Annotated in this window: 23 protein-coding genes and 1 pseudogene; 12 read left to right on the forward strand and 12 right to left on the reverse strand. The window is 67.7% G+C overall.

What is annotated here, in order from left to right; genetic code table 11:
- Positions 1–84 precede the first annotated feature (84 nt).
- Complete coding sequence (locus ACIA76_RS04450) at positions 85–753, forward strand: GDSL-type esterase/lipase family protein (RefSeq protein WP_397148378.1); 669 nt, start codon at positions 85–87, stop codon at positions 751–753.
- 72 nt (positions 754–825) lie between these two features.
- Here the strand turns inward: ACIA76_RS04450 and ACIA76_RS04455 are convergent, their stop codons facing one another.
- Complete coding sequence (locus ACIA76_RS04455) at positions 826–1,215, reverse strand: VOC family protein (RefSeq protein WP_397148380.1); 390 nt, start codon at positions 1,213–1,215, stop codon at positions 826–828.
- A gap of 199 nt (positions 1,216–1,414) precedes the next feature.
- Positions 1,415–1,624, reverse strand: a complete 210-nt coding sequence (gene cspE, locus ACIA76_RS04460) for a transcription antiterminator/RNA stability regulator CspE (protein ID WP_397148383.1) — start codon at positions 1,622–1,624, stop codon at positions 1,415–1,417.
- Positions 1,625–2,133: 509 nt separating this feature from the next.
- Between cspE and ACIA76_RS04465 the strand changes: the two genes are divergently transcribed.
- The 4 genes from ACIA76_RS04465 to ACIA76_RS04480 all read left to right on the forward strand — a co-directional run bounded on the left by ACIA76_RS04465 (position 2,134) and on the right by ACIA76_RS04480 (position 5,119).
- A complete protein-coding gene (locus tag ACIA76_RS04465) occupies positions 2,134–2,262 on the forward strand; it encodes an ATP-binding cassette domain-containing protein (RefSeq protein WP_397148385.1) in 129 nt (42 codons plus the stop codon).
- 97 nt (positions 2,263–2,359) lie between these two features.
- Positions 2,360–3,742: a hypothetical protein gene (locus ACIA76_RS04470; protein WP_397148387.1), complete on the forward strand. Its 1,383-nt coding sequence runs from the start codon at positions 2,360–2,362 to the stop codon at positions 3,740–3,742.
- A 110-nt stretch (positions 3,743–3,852) separates the two neighbouring features.
- Entirely contained in the window at positions 3,853–4,365 is a 513-nt protein-coding gene (locus ACIA76_RS04475; protein ID WP_397148389.1) for a GNAT family N-acetyltransferase, read from the forward strand.
- 145 nt (positions 4,366–4,510) lie between these two features.
- A complete protein-coding gene (locus tag ACIA76_RS04480) occupies positions 4,511–5,119 on the forward strand; it encodes a hypothetical protein (RefSeq protein WP_397148391.1) in 609 nt (202 codons plus the stop codon).
- 32 nt (positions 5,120–5,151) lie between these two features.
- On the opposite strand, the gene ACIA76_RS04485 is transcribed toward ACIA76_RS04480, so the two are convergent.
- On the reverse strand, positions 5,152–5,799 hold the full coding sequence (locus tag ACIA76_RS04485; RefSeq protein ID WP_397148393.1) for a GntR family transcriptional regulator: 648 nt from the start codon (positions 5,797–5,799) through the stop codon (positions 5,152–5,154).
- Positions 5,800–5,892: 93 nt separating this feature from the next.
- Between ACIA76_RS04485 and ACIA76_RS04490 the strand changes: the two are divergent.
- Both ACIA76_RS04490 and ACIA76_RS04495 read left to right on the forward strand, forming a co-directional pair.
- A pseudogene (locus tag ACIA76_RS04490) lies at positions 5,893–6,420 on the forward strand (YbhB/YbcL family Raf kinase inhibitor-like protein); the annotation flags it as partial.
- Positions 6,421–7,051: 631 nt separating this feature from the next.
- Complete coding sequence (locus tag ACIA76_RS04495; protein ID WP_397148395.1) at positions 7,052–7,744, forward strand: DUF5995 family protein; 693 nt, start codon at positions 7,052–7,054, stop codon at positions 7,742–7,744.
- Between the two features lie 7 nt (positions 7,745–7,751).
- Here the strand turns inward: ACIA76_RS04495 and ACIA76_RS04500 are convergent, their stop codons facing one another.
- Both ACIA76_RS04500 and ACIA76_RS04505 read right to left on the reverse strand, forming a co-directional pair.
- A complete protein-coding gene (locus tag ACIA76_RS04500) occupies positions 7,752–8,045 on the reverse strand; it encodes an antibiotic biosynthesis monooxygenase family protein (RefSeq protein ID WP_397148397.1) in 294 nt (97 codons plus the stop codon).
- 39 nt (positions 8,046–8,084) lie between these two features.
- Positions 8,085–8,576, reverse strand: a complete 492-nt coding sequence (locus ACIA76_RS04505) for a pyridoxamine 5'-phosphate oxidase family protein (RefSeq protein WP_397148399.1) — start codon at positions 8,574–8,576, stop codon at positions 8,085–8,087.
- Positions 8,577–8,691: 115 nt separating this feature from the next.
- Between ACIA76_RS04505 and ACIA76_RS04510 the strand changes: the two genes are divergently transcribed.
- A complete protein-coding gene (locus tag ACIA76_RS04510) occupies positions 8,692–9,432 on the forward strand; it encodes a serine protease (RefSeq protein ID WP_397149388.1) in 741 nt (246 codons plus the stop codon).
- A gap of 58 nt (positions 9,433–9,490) precedes the next feature.
- Positions 9,491–9,997 carry a flavin reductase family protein gene (locus tag ACIA76_RS04515; protein ID WP_397148401.1) on the forward strand — a complete coding sequence of 169 codons (507 nt, stop codon included), beginning with the start codon at positions 9,491–9,493 and terminating at the stop codon, positions 9,995–9,997.
- A gap of 7 nt (positions 9,998–10,004) precedes the next feature.
- Here the strand turns inward: ACIA76_RS04515 and ACIA76_RS04520 are convergent, their stop codons facing one another.
- From ACIA76_RS04520 to ACIA76_RS04545, 6 genes are all read right to left on the reverse strand, one after another.
- Entirely contained in the window at positions 10,005–10,742 is a 738-nt protein-coding gene (locus ACIA76_RS04520; RefSeq protein WP_397148403.1) for an MspA family porin, read from the reverse strand.
- 123 nt (positions 10,743–10,865) lie between these two features.
- Positions 10,866–11,801, reverse strand: coding sequence for a phosphotransferase family protein (locus ACIA76_RS04525; RefSeq protein ID WP_397148405.1), 936 nt, complete (start codon positions 11,799–11,801; stop codon positions 10,866–10,868).
- A gap of 208 nt (positions 11,802–12,009) precedes the next feature.
- A complete protein-coding gene (locus ACIA76_RS04530; RefSeq protein ID WP_397148407.1) occupies positions 12,010–12,543 on the reverse strand; it encodes a DUF2165 domain-containing protein in 534 nt (177 codons plus the stop codon).
- A 69-nt stretch (positions 12,544–12,612) separates the two neighbouring features.
- The gene (locus tag ACIA76_RS04535; RefSeq protein WP_397148409.1) at positions 12,613–12,861 is read right to left on the reverse strand and encodes a hypothetical protein; all 249 of its coding nucleotides are present in this window, start codon (positions 12,859–12,861) and stop codon (positions 12,613–12,615) included.
- A 143-nt stretch (positions 12,862–13,004) separates the two neighbouring features.
- Positions 13,005–13,496, reverse strand: coding sequence for a M15 family metallopeptidase (locus ACIA76_RS04540; protein ID WP_397148411.1), 492 nt, complete (start codon positions 13,494–13,496; stop codon positions 13,005–13,007).
- A gap of 42 nt (positions 13,497–13,538) precedes the next feature.
- On the reverse strand, positions 13,539–13,895 hold the full coding sequence (locus ACIA76_RS04545) for a hypothetical protein (RefSeq protein WP_397148413.1): 357 nt from the start codon (positions 13,893–13,895) through the stop codon (positions 13,539–13,541).
- Positions 13,896–13,997: 102 nt separating this feature from the next.
- Here ACIA76_RS04545 and ACIA76_RS04550 point away from each other — a divergent pair, with 102 nt between their 5' ends.
- The 3 genes from ACIA76_RS04550 (at position 13,998) to ACIA76_RS04560 (ending at position 16,603) form a co-directional block, all read left to right on the forward strand.
- Positions 13,998–14,867: a helix-turn-helix transcriptional regulator gene (locus ACIA76_RS04550; RefSeq protein WP_397148415.1), complete on the forward strand. Its 870-nt coding sequence runs from the start codon at positions 13,998–14,000 to the stop codon at positions 14,865–14,867.
- A gap of 95 nt (positions 14,868–14,962) precedes the next feature.
- The gene (locus ACIA76_RS04555) at positions 14,963–15,127 is read left to right on the forward strand and encodes a hypothetical protein (protein ID WP_397148417.1); all 165 of its coding nucleotides are present in this window, start codon (positions 14,963–14,965) and stop codon (positions 15,125–15,127) included.
- Between the two features lie 51 nt (positions 15,128–15,178).
- A complete protein-coding gene (locus ACIA76_RS04560; RefSeq protein ID WP_397148419.1) occupies positions 15,179–16,603 on the forward strand; it encodes an FAD-binding oxidoreductase in 1,425 nt (474 codons plus the stop codon).
- A gap of 1 nt (position 16,604) precedes the next feature.
- On the opposite strand, the gene ACIA76_RS04565 is transcribed toward ACIA76_RS04560, so the two are convergent.
- Positions 16,605–18,281: a fumarate hydratase gene (locus ACIA76_RS04565; protein WP_397148421.1), complete on the reverse strand. Its 1,677-nt coding sequence runs from the start codon at positions 18,279–18,281 to the stop codon at positions 16,605–16,607.
- Positions 18,282–18,344 lie beyond the last annotated feature (63 nt).

An 18,344-nucleotide genomic window follows, 5' to 3' on the forward strand; every position in this document is an offset into this window, starting at 1 on the left:
CGGCTTCCCGTGCCCGGGATTGGCCAGTCCGATCAAGGCTCGACGCCGACACTTCCTCTCCTCCACCATCTTTCAGGAGTACAGATGACGATCACCCTTCGGCCGGGAAGCACCGTGATGTTCACCGGCGATTCGATCACCGACTCCCACCGGCTGGACAGCGAACACGGCCTCGGATCCGGCTATCCGCTGCTCATCGCGGGCGAATGGGGGCTGCGGCACCCCGAGCGGCCCGTGACCTGGCTGAACTCCGGAGGCGCGGGCGATAAGGTGATGGACCTCGAAACCCGTTGGCAAGCAGATATTCTCGACGCGCGCCCGGACGTGGTATCGATCCTCGTCGGCATAAACGACGTCGGATGGCACTCGTTGGCGCCGGACGGTTACGTGATCTCCCCGCAGGATTACGCCGCAGGATACGACCGCCTGCTCGCACCTCTCGCCGAGGCCGGCACCGAGTTGATCCTCATCGAACCGTTCCTCCTGCCGATCAGCGGCCTCATCGAGGTCGGCAACGGCCATGCGGTCCTCGACGAGGAGGACCGCAAGAAGTGGCGCGCCGACCTGGACCCGAAGATCCAGGTCGTGCGCGAACTCGCCCACGAATACGGCGCACACCTGCTCGCCGCCGACGATATGTTCGCCGAGCTCGCCGCGACGACCGGACCGGAGTATTGGGCCGAGGACGGCGTGCACCCGACACCAGCGGGTCACGCCGCACTCGCGGCGGCCTGGCTGCGTCTGATCGCGTGACCGTGCCCCACGATCACAACTCGGCACCCGCCATTTTCGGATCAGCAGGAGGATGTTCTTGCGCCGCTTGCTTCACAGACTCAGCGGTTGGACCAGCCGCAGCAGGTAGCCGTCGGGATCCTGAACCAAGAGCTCACGGTGGGATTCTTCGCCACCGCCCACGTCATATACCTCGTCGGCCAGGTCTCGGAACAAGGTGTGCGCAGCGGCAAGGATGCGGTCGCGCAGGGACGTGACGTCATCGACCTCGATCTGCAGATTGCAGCCACGTCCCCGAGGAGCGCGCAGGTCTGCGGTCAGCCACGCCTCGGAGTGGTCCTGCACGATCATCAACTGGGCGCCGCCGAGAGCGAGATAGCTGAACCGATCCTCGGCGCGCTCGAACACGACGGCAAAGCCCAGCACATCGGTATAGAAGGCACGACTGGCCCGATGGTCGCTGACCAGCAGTTCGGGCACCATCGGGTTCCATTCCATGCGTCATCGATAGACCACGCGACGACAGAACGGCAACCGAGTTTCCCGGACCGCCGATCAATTGGCACCGACTCCCCCCGCGGTGCGGCGCCTCAACCCACCATCCCACCGGGGCCCAACAACAGAAAGCACTATGCCCCACCGTAGTTGGCAATCTACGGTGCCGTTCGGCGGTGCGGTCGGTTCAGATCGGGGAGACGTTCACCGCGGATGGCCCCTTGGCGCCGTCCTCGACCTCGAATTCGACGTTCTGCCCCTCGGCCAGGGTCTTGAAGCCGCCACCCTGGATGGCCGAGAAGTGCACGAAGATGTCCTTACTTCCGTCCGCTGGGGTGATGAATCCGAAACCCTTGGACTCGTTGAACCATTTGACCTGCCCCTTGAGCTTGGCCATCGGTACTGCCCCCTTCTGACGGGCCGCGTCGCGGGGTGCGGCGGGCTGATAGCGCTCAGCCTACCGAGATCCGCCGCCATCATGATCGAAATACGGACAGAACGGGTCCGCGACGCTCAGCGTACGCCCAAATCGACTGGGGCCATGCGTCATTCGCGCCGGGAACCGAGCAACCCACGTTCTCCGCCACGCCCGTCTGCGTCGTTGGCGCAGACGGGCGTGGCCGGGTCGTCCGGTCGTCTTGGTCCACTAGTACATTCCGGAAGGTGGGGTGGTCGAGTTCCGGGTGGACCTGGCCGGTGGCCTACCCGCCTATCGGCAGCGGGTCGACCAGGTCCGGGAGGCCTTGCGGATGGGTGGCTGGCACCGGGTGATCAGCTGCCGACGGTGCGGGGCGTGGTGGCCGGCAGCGGAGTCAATGTGAACACCGCGCACGAGGCGGGGATGGAATACGAGGACGTGGCGGCCCTGATGGGAGCCGTTCTCGCACAGGACAAGGACAACCGGGCATGACCAGAAGCGTTGCCGCCGAGGAGAACTTCGCACCCGTCGGGCAGAACGGGGCGGGTAAGTCCACGCTGCTCGGCGTGCTGTCCGGTCTGCTCAGCCGCATTTGTCCCGTCTCCCCACCCCGATGACCACCGGATTCCGCGAATAGGGTTGCGCAGCAGAGCGAACAGTCGAGAATCGTCGGTGGCGATGGCGCCCTCACGTCTGGAAGGACACAACCATCGGATGAGGCAGATCGATCGATTCGTCGCGGGTGTCGACGCGCACCCCGTATCCGCTCTGCTCGCCGCGGTGACCGTGCTGATTCTCCTGGGCGGCGTGGCCGTATGTCTTCGGCGGGTGTCGAGAATTGTTCGACGCCAGGGGATCACCGCCGAGCAGATCGGCACGGTGATGGCCGCGGCGATCGCGACGGGGGTGAGCGCGCAGGGCATGTGGGTGTTCTTCGAGGAGTCGTTGCGGCTGACGTTGTCGCTGCGGATCATGTTCTTCGCATTCCTCGAGATCATGGTGGTCACCTCGGCGTTGCGGGCGCGCGCCGCACAGCAGCACAGCGGGTCGGCCGGTGTCGACGGTGTCGCCATGTGGGTGCTGACATGTCTGTCCGCGGTGCTGGCGGCCACCGACGCGGGCAATCTCGGCACCCTGCTGATCCGGTTGTCCGCGCCGCTCGTGGCGGCGTGGGGCTGGGAACGCAGCATGGCGTTGGAACGTCGCCGCGCGGGTCATCTCCGGACGATCAACTGGCGAATCACGCCCGAGCGCGTGCTGATTCGGCTCGGGCTCGCCGATCCGACCGATCGGACGGCCAGCGAGGTCGCCACCCAGCGTCGCCTGGTCGAGGTCGCCCTGGCCCACGATCGTGTGCGCGCGCTGCGCGATTCCGGCGCCCGCGAATGGCGTATCCGGCTTGCCCGGCATCGGCTGCAGAAGGTCATGCGGGCCGCGGTCGAAGAGGGCGGCCTGGTGACCGCGTCCGGTCAGCGGGCCGTGCTGCTCGATACGATCGGCATGCTGTCCAGCACCTCGGCGCTGCTGGATATGGAGATGCCGAATCCATGGCAGCCCACCGAAACACACAGCGGCAGCAGGGCTTTCGACACACCGACGCCGGTATCGACCGACGTTGCGGCAGAACTGATCCAGCCCGAGTCCAGGGCAGGGTCACCGGCCTCGGCCGAAAGCGAAGCGCCCGACACCGAGACGTTCGAGACTGAAGTCCCCGACACCGAGGTGCTCGAGACTGACGTGCCCGACACCGAAGCGACCGACATCGAAGTGCCCAACACCAAATCACCCAACACTGAAACGCCCGACACCAAGGCGCCGGGCCCCGAGCAGAACGACCCCACCCCGGCCCGACAACGCCGACGCGACCCGGCCATGCGCGAACGCGTCCGCGAACTCCACGCCGCGAATACACCCCCGACCGAGATCGCCACCCGACTGGACACCAGCCGCCGCACGGTCGGCCGCATCATCGCCGACCTCGAAACCGAACGACGCAACAAGCTCCCCGGCGTCCTGGCCGGTACCGATATCCCCCCGAATCCGGTGCCGCAGAACGAGGGTCGAACGCTGGCAACCAGCCGGAACGGTTCGCATTGAACGATATCGCCATCCCGGCCAATCGAGAAATGGCCGGATTCCGGCGGCCGGGCCCACGGGTAGTCGATATTCACTTCCGGTCGGAGCGGATCGCCGGATAGGTTCGGTCCGTGATCAATCCGCCTTCCGATACCCTCTCGACCTTTCTCCCCGATTCCACGGTGGCCCCGTTCCGCACCGAGGATCTCGCGGAACTCGTTGTCCTCCAGCGATGCTGCTGGGTCGAGGAGGCATTGATCAACGACACCTTGAACATTCCCGCGCTGCGCGAGACCCCTGACGAGGTATCGGACTGGGCGATGACCTGGACGACTCTGGTCGTCCGCCGAGAGCAGCGCCTGGTCGCCGCGGTGCGAGGCAGAGCAGAGGGCGCCGACTGGCAGGTGGGCCGTCTCATGGTCGCCCCGGACCTGGCCGGTCGCGGAATCGGTTCGGCCCTGCTCGGTCTCATCGAGGGCCTCGCCCCGCCACAGGTCGAACGGTTCGTGCTGTTCACCGGTGCCCGCAGTGAGCGGAACATCCGCCTCTATCAGAAGGCCGGCTATCGAATCAGCGCGGTGCCCGGCCTGTTTCCCCACGGCCATATCGACAACGCCGTTCATCTGGTCAAACCGCGGATGTGACACCGATATCCACTGACGTTAAGCGCCACCTTATATCGGTCGCCCGTCCGACTCGTTGGCCCTATCCTTCGATCGCATATGCACGCGGGAGAACCGCACCACCGACATCACAGACTGCACTGGGGAATGCGCGAGGAACCACTTGATGGGTAAGCACTCCGCCCGACGACATCCGTTCACCGCGAAGCGGGTGGCCTTCCTCTCGGCCACCGCGGTGGTCACGGCGGTGGTCGCCACCGACCATCGCCCCTCGCCCGAGGAGCACACCGCGACCGCGCCGACGGACGCCACCGGCCTGTCCGCCTCCCGGGAGTATTCGGAGCCGATCGCGCCACCCGCGCCGGAGCAACCCGGCGAGGAGCTCGCACCGCCGGTCTATCAGGCCGGACCCCTCGAACCGGAGGCGAAGCACCCGGAACGGATTCCGGCTCCGGCGGTCACGGCCTCCACCCGCCGCGACGCCGATGTGGTCCCCGACGACACCCTCCATCGCCTGCACGATGTCCCCGAACACAATCCGGCCATGGCCCACGATCTCGACACCATGTCGCGCAGTGTCACCTCGAGTATCAGCGTGGCGATGGACGCGAGTGACGCGCTGACCCAACGTGTCCGCCCCGGCGCCAGCACCAGGACACCCCAGCGCGACCGCGAACTGGCCGATATCGCCGCGGCGATCAACAAGGCGCTGACCGATCTGGCCGCCGCCCTGCAGGCCGCCGTGGCGGCCGTCGATCCGAACCTCTCCCGCTAGCGCTCGGAGTCGTTCCGGCACCGGGCGATTCGTCAGACTTCCAGTCCGGCCGCGGTCAGGGTGAGGTGTCGGGCCAATGTCTCGGCGGCGGTGTCGGCGTCGCGGGCCAGTGCCGCCTCCTCCAATCGGCGGTGCTCCTCGACTCCGTCGCGGTCGGGATTGCGGCGGGCCGACCAGCGGCGGGCCAGTTCGCTCGCGGTCCACAATCGGTCGAAGGTCTCCAGCAGGACCGGGTTGCCGCAGCCCTCCAGCAGGGTGCGGTGGAAGATCCGATGGGCCTGCGACCATGCGTCGCTGTAGTATTCGCCCTGCTCCGGCACCCAGGCCGGGGTGCGGGCCAGACGATGATGCGCGGCGCGCACGCGTGCCTCCCAGTCGAGGTCGCCGCGCTCGATGGATATGCGCAGCAACACCGGTTCGATGGTCCGGCGGGCCTCCGCGATGTCCTGCCAGCGGCGATCGGAGAAGGCGGGGACGGCGAAGCCGCGGTTGGGCAGCCGATCGGCGAGACCCTCGCCGACCACCCGCACGAGCGCCTCGCGCACGACGGCCAGGCTCACACCGTGCCGTTTGGCGAGGTCCTGCGGTTTGAGGGCGTCACCGGGGGCGTAGTCCCCGCGCATGATCGCCTCTCGCAGATATGTGTAGATCTGCTCGGAGAGCATCTGCTTCCCGTCCATGCGGCCATCATAGATGATTCGATCGATAATCGATTATCCGTGCTAGGGTCGATCGTGGCCGATGACCAGCGACGGCCTGAAAGGAACGACGCGATGAGCGCCAACGACCCCTTCGCCCGCCTTCCCGAGGCGGCCTCCTTCACCGTGACCAGCACTACCGTCGCCCACGGCGCCGCCTGGTCGCCCGAGCAACTCTCCGCCAGTGTCCCTGGCGGGAAGGACGTTTCCCCGCAGCTGTCCTGGAGCGGGGCGCCGGAGGGCACCAAGAGTTATGCCGTCACCGTCTACGATCCCGACGCACCCACCGGATCCGGGTTCTGGCACTGGGCGGTCGCCGACATTCCGGCCGACGTCACCGAGCTGCCCGAGGGCGCGGGCGACGACACCGGTTCGGGTCTGCCCGAGGGCGCGTTCCAGTTGCCCAATGACGCCCGCGCGGCCCGCTACCTCGGCGCCGCCCCGCCCGCCGGACACGGTCGGCATCGCTACTTCATCGTGGTGCACGCCCTCGATGTCGAATCCCTCGGCGTCCCCACCGATGCCACCCCGGCCCTGCTCGGATTCACCATGAGCAGCCACATCCTCGGGCGCGCGGTCCTGATCGCCACGGCACAGAACCCGCACGCGGACAACGACATCCAACGGATCGAGGTTTCCCGGCTCATCCCCGCCTCCGCCGAGGCCGTCTTCGCGATCCTGGCCGATCCGAAGGGCCACGTGGATATCGATGCGTCGGGAATGCTCCTCGATGCCGACGGCGATCCGGTCACGCGGACGGGCGATCGATTCCTGGTCCATATGGATCGTGAGGCCCTCGGCGATTTCCCGTTGGGCAAATACGACATCGAGGTCGTCATCACCACGCTCACCCCCGCACGGGAGATCGCCTGGACCGTCGAGGGCCGCTTCCGCCCGCATGTCGGCCATATCTACGGCTACCGACTCGAACCGGCCGAGGGCGGCACCCACGTCACCTCCTACTACGACTGGTCGGCAATCGACGACCAATGGCGCAGCCGCCTCACCTTCCCGGTGGTCCCCGAATCCGCGCTCAAGGCCACCCTCGGCATCCTCGAGCGAACCGTTCGCCGCAGGGCCACCGCGTAACCATGCCGTGACGGAATACCCGATACCGTCGTCCTGACCCGGGCTCTGTCGCGCGGTGGTCTGCGGGTGGAACGTGTTCTGCCGCAACCGCTCTGGGCGATCGCGGCCCCGATCCTCCGGCCGGTCGCGTCGAGGTCGGTCCGGGGTGGAACCGGCCGCATCGTCAACGCCTTCACCGATCCGGGGGCACACCGCCCCGCAACCATCCGGTGATCCCGGCGCTGCGGTAGGTAGCCCGGGTGCGGCGGTCCTGCAGCTGCAGCGGAATCCGGGCGCCTTCGACGATCCCGAGTGGGCGCATCGGATCAGCCTGGAGCTGCTGTCCCGGTTTCTGCGCAACCTGCACGCCGAGTTCACCGGAGCATCCCTGGACGCACAGTGGGCGCGCTACTTCGAGCTGACCCGCCGATGTGAGCTGTCCCCGGCACGGGTGGCGATGACCGGCTACGACGCCCACCTCGGTGTCGACCTGTCGTATTCCGTTGCGGCCGTGGGTACGACACCGGCGAATGCCCGCGACTACTTCACGATGATCGACGCCATCGCGGCGCGAGCGGACCTGATCATCGACGGCACCAGATCCGTCTACGGCGGCGATCTCGGACCGCTGTGGCGGTTCTACTTCCTCGGCGACGGGCTCGACGCGGTCCTCGGTGCCGGTGTCGCGAGCGGCCCACTGCTGCGGCTGGCCGACGCCGGTGCCAATGTCGTGATCTTCTCCAACGGCCTCGCCCTGCGGAATCCCGCGCTGGCGCCCGCGCCCGCCGCGGAGATCGACCTGCTGTGGCGCACCGCGGACGCCGCCTTCGACGTGCTCGCGGCCGGGGGCGGACTGTAACCGGTGATCAGCGCCGCAGGGCGAAGACCGGGCGGCACGGAATCGGCTCGATATGTTCGGTCAGAGCGGCGACCTGGGCCGAGAAGGCGATGAACTCCGCCTGCGCCCGCGCCTGCGCATACAGTGCGCCGCTTTCCCATTGGGCATAGTTGACCAGCCGCGTCGATTCGGCGTCGCGATGCAGATTCGCCGAGACGAATCCGGGCTGCTGGGAGATGAACTCCCGGGTGTTGCGTTCGATGAGTTCGAGCGGCGCCTCGCAGTTCTCGGGCTTGACATCCAGGACGATGATCAAGGTCAAGATATCAGCGTCGGTAGACACGTTCGCGGCCCTTCGGAGTCAGTGTTTCCGGACCACGTACTCGCCGTGGCCGGGCTTCCAGATGATCACATCCATACGATCATCGCTCACCTCGATCGCCGACGCGGAGGTGATATCGGCGGCGTAGAAGGGGTTGAACGCGTGGCCGCGCAGGTCGAAACCCGTGTCCTCGTACAGGGATTGGGCATAGCGTTGATGCAGGGCCTCGTCGCGGACGTCGTGGACGGTGCCGAAGAGTTTGGCGTCGCCCTCGGTCACCTCCGGGTCGGTGGTGGCGGTGTGCAGGCAGAAGCGCGGATCGCGGCGCAGGTCGGCGAACTTGCGGGTTTCGGGCATGCCGCCCAGCCACAGTTCGCCCTCGAATACGCGCGGTTCGAGCGGGCTGATCCGCGGATAGCCGTCGGCGCGGGTCGTCGCCAGCAGGCACAGGTTGCGGGTGGCGGTGTGCCGGCGCCGGAAGATCTCCGCGATACGCGGGGCCGCCGCCGCGAATTCGGTCCAGGTGCTCACCCTTCCTACGGTAGGCGCGGGTACCGACGGATTTCGAGCTCGGCATGGTCACGTGCGGTCTGATTGAATGAGCCGGCAATGATCGGTCGAAGCCTGGGAGGGTGAACTCGTGCGGATGTTCGGTCGTGGGGCCGCGCTGGTGGCGGCGGCATTCCTCGGGCTCGCCGTCGCGGGTCCGGCGCAGGCCGTCGTGGGCGGGCACGAGGTCGACGCCTCGGCGTATCCCTGGCTCGCGGCGATCGGTTCGCCGGCGTTCCCGCTGCGGGCGGGCGGCCAGTTCTGCGGCGGTGCGCTCATCGCGCCGGATCGGGTGTTGACCGCCGGACACTGCGCGGTGCTCGCGGCAGCGGTTCCGGCCGCGCTGCAAGTCACCTTCGGACGCACCGAGATGGCATCGGGCGGCGGAATCACGGTGGGTGTCAAGTCGATTCGGGTGCATCCCGATTTCCACCCGTCCCTGTTCGACGGGGATCTCGCCTGGCATCACGACGTCGCGGTTCTCACGCTGTCCCAGCCGGTCGCGCTGCCCACCGTGGGTATCGGTGCGCCACACGGTGATTCGGGCACGGTCGTGGGCTGGGGCGCCACCTCCGACGACGACCTGTCCAATACCCGCCTGCACGCGGCCACCATCCCATTGCGCTCCGACGAGGCGTGCGCGACCGCCTACGGCTCCGATTACGACCCCGCCGAGGCACTGTGCGCGGGCTCCCCCGTGGCCGATACCGGCGAATACGACAGCGGCGGACCACTTCTGGTGGACGGGAAAATCGCGGGCATCACCTCCTGGGCGAAGGGAGCCGCCCAGCCCGGGTATCCGGGCGTCTACGCGCGCATCCCCGCTCTCGACTTTTGATTGAAACGGTTCGTTTCCCGATCCCGATGACACTGGACAGCACGATCGAGGAGAAGCCATGTCCGGCGCTACCGAACCGATCCAGGAATACTTCGACGAGTTCGTCGCGGCCGCCGATCATCCCGTGGTCGTGGTCACCACCGAATCCGCCGGCCGCCGCGCGGGCTGCCTGGTCGGATTCGCCACCCAGGTGAGTATCGATCCGCGCCGCTATCTCGTCGGATTATCCAAGGCCAACAACACCTTCCGCGTCGCCGCCGACGCCGCCGCGCTGGCGGTGCATCTGCTCGATGCCGGTCAACTCCCGCTGGCCCGCCTGTTCGGCTCCGAAAGCGGCGACGGCCTGGACAAGTTCACCCACTGCGAATGGCATCCCGGCCCCGACGGGCTGCCGATTCTGTCCGCGGCGCCCGGCTGGTTCACCGGAAAGATCCTGGAACGCTACGACTTCGGCGATCACGTCGGCGTACTGCTCGAGCCAACCACCGGCCAGATGCGCGGCGGCCATCCGGCGGTGCTGCGCTACGGCGCGGTCGCCCACCTCACCCCGGGCCATCCGAGCTGAGCCGCGGCTACAGGACGACGGGGTCGCTGTAGATCGTGCGCGTGGTCTGCCCGGCCGCCGTGGCGACCGTCAGTTTCACATACATCCGCAGATTCACCTGTCCCAGTGCGCCTTTCACGCTCATATGCACATTCGACAGGTCGAGGTAGACCAGCGGACTGGTGAGAGTCAGGGTGGCGAAGCTCTTCTCGTCGATGCCGCCCGGATTCACCGAGATCACCAGCTCCTGGGAGGGCAGAACCGTCGCCGTGGCGCCCGCCTGCGCACCCACTTGCGGGCTGATGCCGATCGAGGGCCCGCCCTGTCCGATGGTCAGTGGGACCGACACTCCGGCGTTCACACCGCCGTTGACCGCCAGGCTGGGCGTGTACACGTCCACGGCGATGTTCTGCAGCGACCACGGCACCCCGACCTCGAAACCGACGTCCAGCGTCGCGCCCGAGACGGTCGCGCCGACCGGGCCGTCGATCTGACCGATCGCCACGCTCGACAGGAAGGCCTCGCGGGTCATCGGATTTCCGTCCAGCGGCGGCACACTGCGCGAGGTCGTATTCGCCTCGGTCACCATCAATCGGAAACCGTCCAGCGTCGAGGCCGAATCCTGATGCAGGATGCGCAGCCCGAGGGAGGCCGGATCGACGAATTCCGCCGAGGCGGGTTGTGATCCGGCGAGCCCGATCACCAGGGCGGTGCCGACAACGCCCAACGATCGTTTGCCGATCGATAGCGGATTAACTCTATTCACAGGCACTCCCCGGCTCGAGACATGCACTGACCGAAGCTGCCATGAGATCTACGACAGCCGCATGTTGTTGCTTCTTATTAGCCGGAGTGTATGGGCTATTCGCGATATCGCCCATGACGGGGATCACACCCGATGGATCACCATCGATGCCACCAGCGACGAGGACGGCAGCCGCCGCCAGCCCGGCCACGGGCGCGGGCCCTCGTCGCCGCGCAGGCAGGCCACCCGATGCAGGGCCTGGCCGCGATAGGCCGAATGGGTGCGCGCGGCGTGGGTGGCGTGGGTGGTCAGATTCAGTTCCCGGATATCACGCAGCAAGTAGTAGCCCGGCCAGCGCAGCACATCGCATCCGTAGGCGCGGGTGAATTCGGTGTACTGGGATGCGGTGGTCCAGCCCAGCGACATCAGTTCCAGGGCGGTGGGGACCAGATCCCATTCCGGCGGACCGACCGTCAGATGGTCGAGATTGCGCACGACCACGCGGCCGTCGCGGGTGACGATCACCGAATTCGGGGTGGCATTGCCGTGGATGACCGTCCAGGGACGTCCGGCGGGCAGCGCGGTCCACCGATCGCGCAGCCAGGCCACATGGTCGACCAGCCAGTTCCGATCGGTCTCGCTCAGGAAGTGCGCATGCCGGATGCGCAGCTCCAGCGGGCCGAACGGCTCCACCAGCCCGAGTTCGGGTTCGGTGGGCCGGGGCAGCTCGTGCAGGCGCGCGAGGGCCGCGGCCACCTGTGCGGGCGCGCCGGGGCGGAAGGGCGGCAGTTCATGCCAGAAGGTGACGCCGCGATCGTGGCTGCGGACGGGTTGCTCGATACCCGAAACCGGTTGTACCGCATCAATTCCCGAGGCGCGCAGCCAGCGCGCGCCGACGACCACGCGCCGGGCGGCGGCCATCCGCTCGGGCCGATGGATGCGCGCGACCATACCGCCAGGCAACCGGAATACCGCACTCGAGCCCAGGCGCAGGGGTTCGCGGACGGCGGGAATGCCTGCCCGCAGGCAGGCTGTCCGCAAGACCGCCCGCATATCGGGGCTGCTGATATTCGCGGTCATCCGGCCCCCACCATCGTGCCGTGGTCGTGCCCGAGGTCGAACTGCTAGGTTCCCATGGTCGCACAGCGTGCCGGATTGCGATGCGGAGCAAGCGGATTCGCCGGAGGTTGGCTGAGACGGCATGGAGGCGCAGCCTCAACGCGTGGCTCGAGTGAAATCAGGTGCGCCAGGATAATTCGGATCGTCATCGCGCTCGCCCGCGAAACGCTCAACTCGGCTCCGTGTGCGACGCCCGATCCGGCAGATACATCAGAATCAACCCCACCGACGCGATAAGGAAGTTCTGCAACGCCGCCGAGGACGCATTGACCTCCTTGTTCGCCCACATGCGAAACCACTCGCCGCCGATGGTGAGGAATCCGCCGAGGAACAACAGGATCGCCATGATCCAGCCGAGCGTGGCCAGTCTCGTGGCAAGGGCCTCGGCCGGGCGGCCGAACAGCGTCCGGATCCACGCGACCGCGGCCGACAGCAGAACCAGCGCGGTGAGCAGCTCCCAGATCACCACGATGATGTAGGCGATCCACACGACGGTGCCGTTGGTGATGGCATGCCAGTCGATCGACGGGTGATGAATCGTCTGCCGCATCGACAGCACCGCCGTGACCCCGCGCCGATTCGTATCGGTATCGGTGCAATTGGTGATTCCGACGATCAGGTAGTACAGGCCGGTGATCGTCGCGAGCACCGTCACCGCCATGCGGCGGCTGCCGACCACATCCAGAAATCCGCTGATACGCATCAGGCTCCCCCTCGACGATGTACTGCTGTCGGAAATGATTCTGTCACACTGGAATTGCGGTGAGTACGCTCAGCGCGGCGCGGGCAGCACCACGACCTGTGCGGGGCGTTCGAAGGTCGGCGCGGCGTGCTGGGCGTAGCCGAGCCAGCCGGTCCCGACGAATACGGCCAGCAGCAGTGCGATCGGCAGCTCGAGCAGCAGCCAGCCAGGCGGGCAGTACGAACGGAGGCCGGTCGCTACAGGTTTGCGCGCCACCTCTGCATCGGCCGTGCCGAACGGCACGGACCATTCGATCACTCCCGCGGACCGCTGTCCCACTCGAACCCTCCGTCATCTCGAGCGCCCGGCCGTTTGCCGAGCTACCGCAGCACAACAGAATGCCGGACGCGAGGGCCGAACGCACGGATTATCGACCGGACAATCCGCGTGTCCGCATAAGTTTGCTGGGAGGTAGGCCGTAGCTATCGCTGACTGGCGTCGGGCAGGCGCGGCGGACAGGTTCCACCCGGAATCGTCGCCAGCTCGAAATGCCAGTACTCGTTGTCGAACGTCCGGCACAGGCCCCAGCGGTTACCGTGCTCCTCGAGCCATCGCGCACCCTGTTCGGGCCCCACATCCACGGCCCGGCCCTGCACATGGGTCGACTCGCCGGGTGGCAGCACCCACCGCCGCGCCGCCTCGGGACTGCCGTGGGTGCGGATGCCGTCCTCCCACAACCACTCCTGTTCGGCCTCGGTGCGATAGCCCGAAGTGATCGACAGCGGCACGCCCGCCGCATGCGCGTCCTGCTCGGCAAGGGTATAGGCGGCGGCGAGCGCCGGATCCAAACCGGCTGTGCCGGTGGCGGATTCGAGGGCATGGGCGGGCCCGGCCAGCATCGGTCCCCAAACAACGATGGCCGCCACGACCGCGGATCCGGCTAATTCTCGCAACACGCCGCCGATCGTAACCATTGCTACCGATCCGATCGCCCGATGCCCGGCCGGGCCGTCGTGTCACCGCGCAGCAGTCCCAGCGACAGCAGCGCGGTCGCCAGTATCAGCACCGCACCGATCGCGAGGCTCACGCTCATGCCGTGCCGCATTCCGTCCGGGCCCGCCAACAGCGCGCCGAAGACCGCGACCGCCAGCGCCCGCCGACAGCAGCAGCGCGGCGAACATCAGCGTGTAGCCGTCGAGCACCCATTGCAGCCCGGACATATCCGCCCCGAGCCGGCTACCCAGTAGGGGCAGGGCCACATTGACCACCGAGGCGTCCAGGATGATCAGAAAACTGCCGAACAGTGCGGGGATCAGCACCGCCGACGGCCGGTGCGCGGTGGTGACCGGCCCGGAATACAAGGTCATCGACATGGGTCGAGTGTGTGCGCGGCGGCGCGAAACAGGAAGGCCGCGCGCTTCCGGGGTGTGCGACAACCCCTTTGGCCGCTCGGACGTTTTCTACAATGGGTTGCGATGACCGATTGCGGAGAACTGGGCAGATATCTGAGAGCGCGACGCGAACGGGTGCGGCCGGCCGAGGTGGGCCTGCCGACGGCCGGGGTGCGCCGCACTCCGGGTCTGCGTCGCGAGGAGTTGGCCACCCTGGCCGGGGTGAGCGTGGATTACTACGTGCGGCTCGAGCGGGGTAGGGAGACCAATCCCAGTGCGGCCGTGCTGAGTCGGCTGGCCGAGGCGCTGCTGATGACCGAGGCCGAGGCGGCACATCTGACCGCCCTGGCCGGCCGGATCGCCGGGACGCTGCCCGCTCGTCGCGCGGCCGACCGCACCGTGCGGCCGACCGCGCGACTGCTGCTCGAGGCGATGCGGCCGAATCCGGCGTTCATCGTGAGCCATATCAACGACGTCCTCGCCGCGAATCCCGCTGGGCTGGCTATCTTTCCGGGCATTACGGACTTTCCGCCGCTGCGGCGCAATCTGATTCGCTATCACTTCCTGCATCCGGCCGCGCGCAGCCTCTGGACGGACTGGGAAGGCCTGGTGACCCGCAGCGTCGGACATCTGCGGGCGGCGGCGGGCACCGATCCCGACGATCCGGAACTCGCGGCACTCGTCGGCGAACTCTGTGTCAAGAGTCCGGAATTCGCGCGGCTGTGGAATCGCTACGACGTCTGCCCGCGCAGCACCGGCACCAAGACCTACAACCATCCGACCGTCGGCCGCATGAGCCTGGACTTCGAACATCTGCCGCTGGCCGACGGCAACGGCCAACGCCTGGTCGTCTATCTGGCCGAACCGGGCACACCGGACCACGACGCCATGGTCCTGCTCGATCTGTCCACCCAGCCCACCGTGTCCCACCCCTACCGGGCCGAATCGGGCTGATCCGCCCCCGCGTGTCCGTCGAGAGTGCAAGCAACGCACCGGCTACCGTCGTATCCGGATCCGCGATGCAATGCCTCGACGGCAAGGAGCGTGTGGTGGCACTTCCGATCTCGACGAATGCGCTCGTGCCGCTGATAGCCGCGCTCGGCCCGGCAACGCTGATCGCGCTGACAGCGATCGCTCCGCAACGGGAGTACTCGCCGGACGCCGAGCCGGAGGACTCGCAGGACGGCCATGCGGCCGAGCCCGCGAGCGGCTGAGGCCGGGCACAGTGGGTACTGCACGAGGAATGGGCGAGGGATCGAGGATTCGTGGGCGAGCACGAGCACGGCCGCACCGGGCTGTCCCGGCGGATGTTGATCGCTGCGGCGGGCTCGCTGGCGGCACTGGCGGTGGGGACGGCGCGCGCGGATGTGATCGACCCCGGGGCGTGGGAATCGTTGCGGCGGCAGGTGCGCGGGACGGTCGTACGGCCCCCAGACGCTGAATTCGGCTCGGCCAAGGCGCTTTTCGATCCGCAGTTCGACGGGTCGACGCCGGTGGCCGTGGTGGGCGCGGCCGATGCCGACGATGTGCGGACCGCCGTCGTCTTCGCGCGCGATCACGGACTTCCGCTGGCGGTGCGGGCGGGCGGGCATTCCTATGTCGGGGCCTCGGCGACCAGCGGTGCGCTGATCGTGGATGTGCGCCGGCTGGCCGAGATCTCGATCGACGGCGATCTGGTCACCCTCGGCGCGGGGGCGACGATCATGGCCGTCTGCGAGGCGTTGGATCGGGTGGGCCGCACCCTGCCGCTGGGCACCTGCCCGACCGTGGGCGTAGCGGGGCTCACGCTCGGCGGCGGGCTCGGGGTGGAATCGCGGCGGTACGGGGTGAGCTGCGATCGGCTGGTGTCGGCGAAACTGGTGCTGCCCAACGGAAGTACGGCCGACGCCTCCGCCGAGCGGCTCCCCGGTCTGTTCTGGGCGGTGCGCGGCGCGGGCGGGGTCACCGGCATCGTCACCTCGCTGACCGTGCGTACCTGCCCGGCGGAATCGAAAGACATTGTGCGCATGGACTTCCCGGGCGATGCCGCCGCGCGGGTCCTCGACGGCTGGGCGCGCTGGCTGCCCGCCGCCGATCGCGCGGTGTGGTCGAACATCCAGATCGCCACCCGCGCGGGCGAATTGGGCTGCACGGCTCTGATCACCTGTCCCGCGGGCCGCGGCGAGGCCGCCGCCACCGAATTGGCCGCCGCCGCAACGGTTCCACCCGCCTCGGTGGATCGCCGCACATTCTCCGCCCTGGACGCCGCCCGCGATCTGGGCGGCGGCCCGTCGACGGCGCGGTCGACCAAGGTCGCGGGCTCCGATGTGCTCACCGCACTGTCCCCCGCCACCGCCGAGTCGATCGTCGACGCCATCCGATCCCGCGGCGACGCAACCGGTTACGTCCTGATCGATCCGCTCGACGGCGCGATCCGCGACACCGCCCCCGACGCCACCGCATTCCCCTGGCGCGCCCACGCCGCGACCCTGCAGTGGATCGTCGACCAACCCGACTCCCCCGCGACCGCCCGCGCCTGGATCGCCGGGGCTCATCGCGCCGTCGCCGCGGCGTCGGCGGGCGCGTACGTCAACTACCTCGAGCCGGGCGACGATCCCCGCCGCTACTACGGATCGAATCTGGACCGGCTGCGCACGATCCGCCGGACCGTCGACCCCGACCGCCGTCTGCGGCCGGGCCTCGAGGTCTGACCTAGACCCGCTCCTTCGACCGCGTGCGCACCCGCAACGCGATCGGCTTCTGGGTCTCGGCGAAGAAGTCGTTGCCCTTGTCGTCGACGACGATGAAGGCGGGGAAGTCCTCGACCTCGATCTTCCAGACCGCCTCCATGCCGAGCTCCTGATACTCCAGCACCTCGACGGATTTGATGCAGTCCAGGGCAAGGCGCGCGGCCGGGCCGCCGATCGAGCCGAGATAGAAGCCGCCGTGCTCCTTGCACGCGCGGGTGACCTGCGCCGAACGGTTGCCCTTGGCCAACATGACGAATGAGCCACCGGCGGCCTGGAATTGGTCGACGTAGGAGTCCATCCGCCCGGCGGTGGTCGGACCGAACGAGCCCGAGGCGTAGCCCTCGGGCGTCTTGGCGGGCCCGGCGTAGTAGACGGCCATATCCCGCAGGTACTGCGGCATCGGCTCGCCCGCGTCGAGGCGCTCCTTGATCTTGGCGTGCGCGATATCGCGCGCCACCACCAGCGGACCGGTCAGCGAAAGCCGGGTCTTCACCGGGTATTTCGACAGTTCCGCGCGGATCTCGGACATCGGGCGGTTCAGGTCGACCTGCACCACGTCACCGCCGAGGATCTCCTCGGTCTGCTCCGGAAGATACTGCGCCGGTTCACGTTCCAGCTGCTCCAGGAAGACGCCCTCGGGGGTGATCTTCGCCAGCGCCTGCCGGTCGGCCGAACACGATACGGCGATGGCCACCGGACAACTCGCGCCGTGGCGCGGCAGCCGGATCACACGCACATCGTGGCAGAAGTACTTGCCGCCGAATTGTGCGCCGATACCGAAGGATTGGGTGAGCTTGAACACCTGCTCCTCGAGCTCGAGATCCCGGAAGCCGTGCGCGGCCATCGATCCCTCGGTCGGCATGGTGTCCAGATAGTGCGCCGAGGCGTATTTCGCCGTCTTCAAGGCGAATTCGGCCGAGGTGCCGCCGATCACGACCGCCAGATGATACGGCGGGCAGGCCGCGGTGCCCAGCGAGCGGATCTTCTCGTCGAGGAACTCCAGCATCCGATCCGGATTCAGGATCGCCTTGGTCTCCTGATAGAGGAACGACTTGTTCGCCGAGCCGCCGCCCTTGGCCATGTAGAGGAACTTGTAGGCCGGATGCGCGGGATCACCTGCCGTGGAATACAACTCGACCTGCGCGGGCAGATTCGTGCCGGTGTTCTTCTCGTCCCACATGGTGATCGGAGCCAGCTGCGAATAGCGCAGATTCAGCTTGGTGTAGGCGTCGTAGACGCCGCGGCTGATCCATTCGGCGTCGTCGACACCGGTCAGCACACCCTCGGACTTCTTGCCCATCACGATCGCGGTGCCGGTGTCCTGGCACATCGGCAGCACGCCGCCCGCGGAGATGTTGACGTTCTTGAGCAGATCCAGCGCCACGAAGCGGTCGTTGCCCGAGGACTCCGGATCGTCGATGATCCGGCGCAGCTGGGTCAGATGCGCCGGGCGCAGATAGTGGCTGATGTCGTGCATCGCCTCCGCGGTCAGCAGCCGCAGCGCCTCCGGATCGACCTGCAGGAAGGTGCGCCCGCCCGCCTCGAAGGTGCGGACGCCCTCGGTGGTGAGCAATCGGTACGGGGTGTTGTCGGCGCCGGTCGGCAACAGATCCGAGTAGAGGAAATCAGGCGCGGTCACGATCGCACTCCTATGGGCGGGTTCAGGGTCAAGCTCGAATCGCACTGTAATCACGACCCGGTA

The organism is Nocardia sp. NPDC051570 (genome assembly GCF_044454005.1).
Taxonomy (GTDB): Bacteria; Actinomycetota; Actinomycetes; order Mycobacteriales; family Mycobacteriaceae; genus Nocardia.

Bases quoted from the DNA above. Each gene is read 5' to 3' on its own strand.
- ACIA76_RS04450 (WP_397148378.1), top strand. From the start codon at position 85: ATGACGATCACCCTTCGGCCGGGAAGCACCGTGATGTTCACCGGCGAT.
- ACIA76_RS04455 (WP_397148380.1), bottom strand. From the start codon at position 1,215: ATGGTGCCCGAACTGCTGGTCAGCGACCATCGGGCCAGTCGTGCCTTC.
- cspE (WP_397148383.1), bottom strand. From the start codon at position 1,624: ATGGCCAAGCTCAAGGGGCAGGTCAAATGGTTCAACGAGTCCAAGGGT.
- ACIA76_RS04465 (WP_397148385.1), top strand. From the start codon at position 2,134: ATGACCAGAAGCGTTGCCGCCGAGGAGAACTTCGCACCCGTCGGGCAG.
- ACIA76_RS04470 (WP_397148387.1), top strand. From the start codon at position 2,360: ATGAGGCAGATCGATCGATTCGTCGCGGGTGTCGACGCGCACCCCGTA.
- ACIA76_RS04480 (WP_397148391.1), top strand. From the start codon at position 4,511: ATGGGTAAGCACTCCGCCCGACGACATCCGTTCACCGCGAAGCGGGTG.
- ACIA76_RS04485 (WP_397148393.1), bottom strand. From the start codon at position 5,799: ATGGACGGGAAGCAGATGCTCTCCGAGCAGATCTACACATATCTGCGA.
- ACIA76_RS04510 (WP_397149388.1), top strand. From the start codon at position 8,692: ATGTTCGGTCGTGGGGCCGCGCTGGTGGCGGCGGCATTCCTCGGGCTC.
- ACIA76_RS04515 (WP_397148401.1), top strand. From the start codon at position 9,491: ATGTCCGGCGCTACCGAACCGATCCAGGAATACTTCGACGAGTTCGTC.
- ACIA76_RS04525 (WP_397148405.1), bottom strand. From the start codon at position 11,801: ATGACCGCGAATATCAGCAGCCCCGATATGCGGGCGGTCTTGCGGACA.
- ACIA76_RS04530 (WP_397148407.1), bottom strand. From the start codon at position 12,543: ATGCGTATCAGCGGATTTCTGGATGTGGTCGGCAGCCGCCGCATGGCG.
- ACIA76_RS04540 (WP_397148411.1), bottom strand. From the start codon at position 13,496: ATGGTTACGATCGGCGGCGTGTTGCGAGAATTAGCCGGATCCGCGGTC.
- ACIA76_RS04545 (WP_397148413.1), bottom strand. From the start codon at position 13,895: ATGTCGATGACCTTGTATTCCGGGCCGGTCACCACCGCGCACCGGCCG.
- ACIA76_RS04550 (WP_397148415.1), top strand. From the start codon at position 13,998: ATGACCGATTGCGGAGAACTGGGCAGATATCTGAGAGCGCGACGCGAA.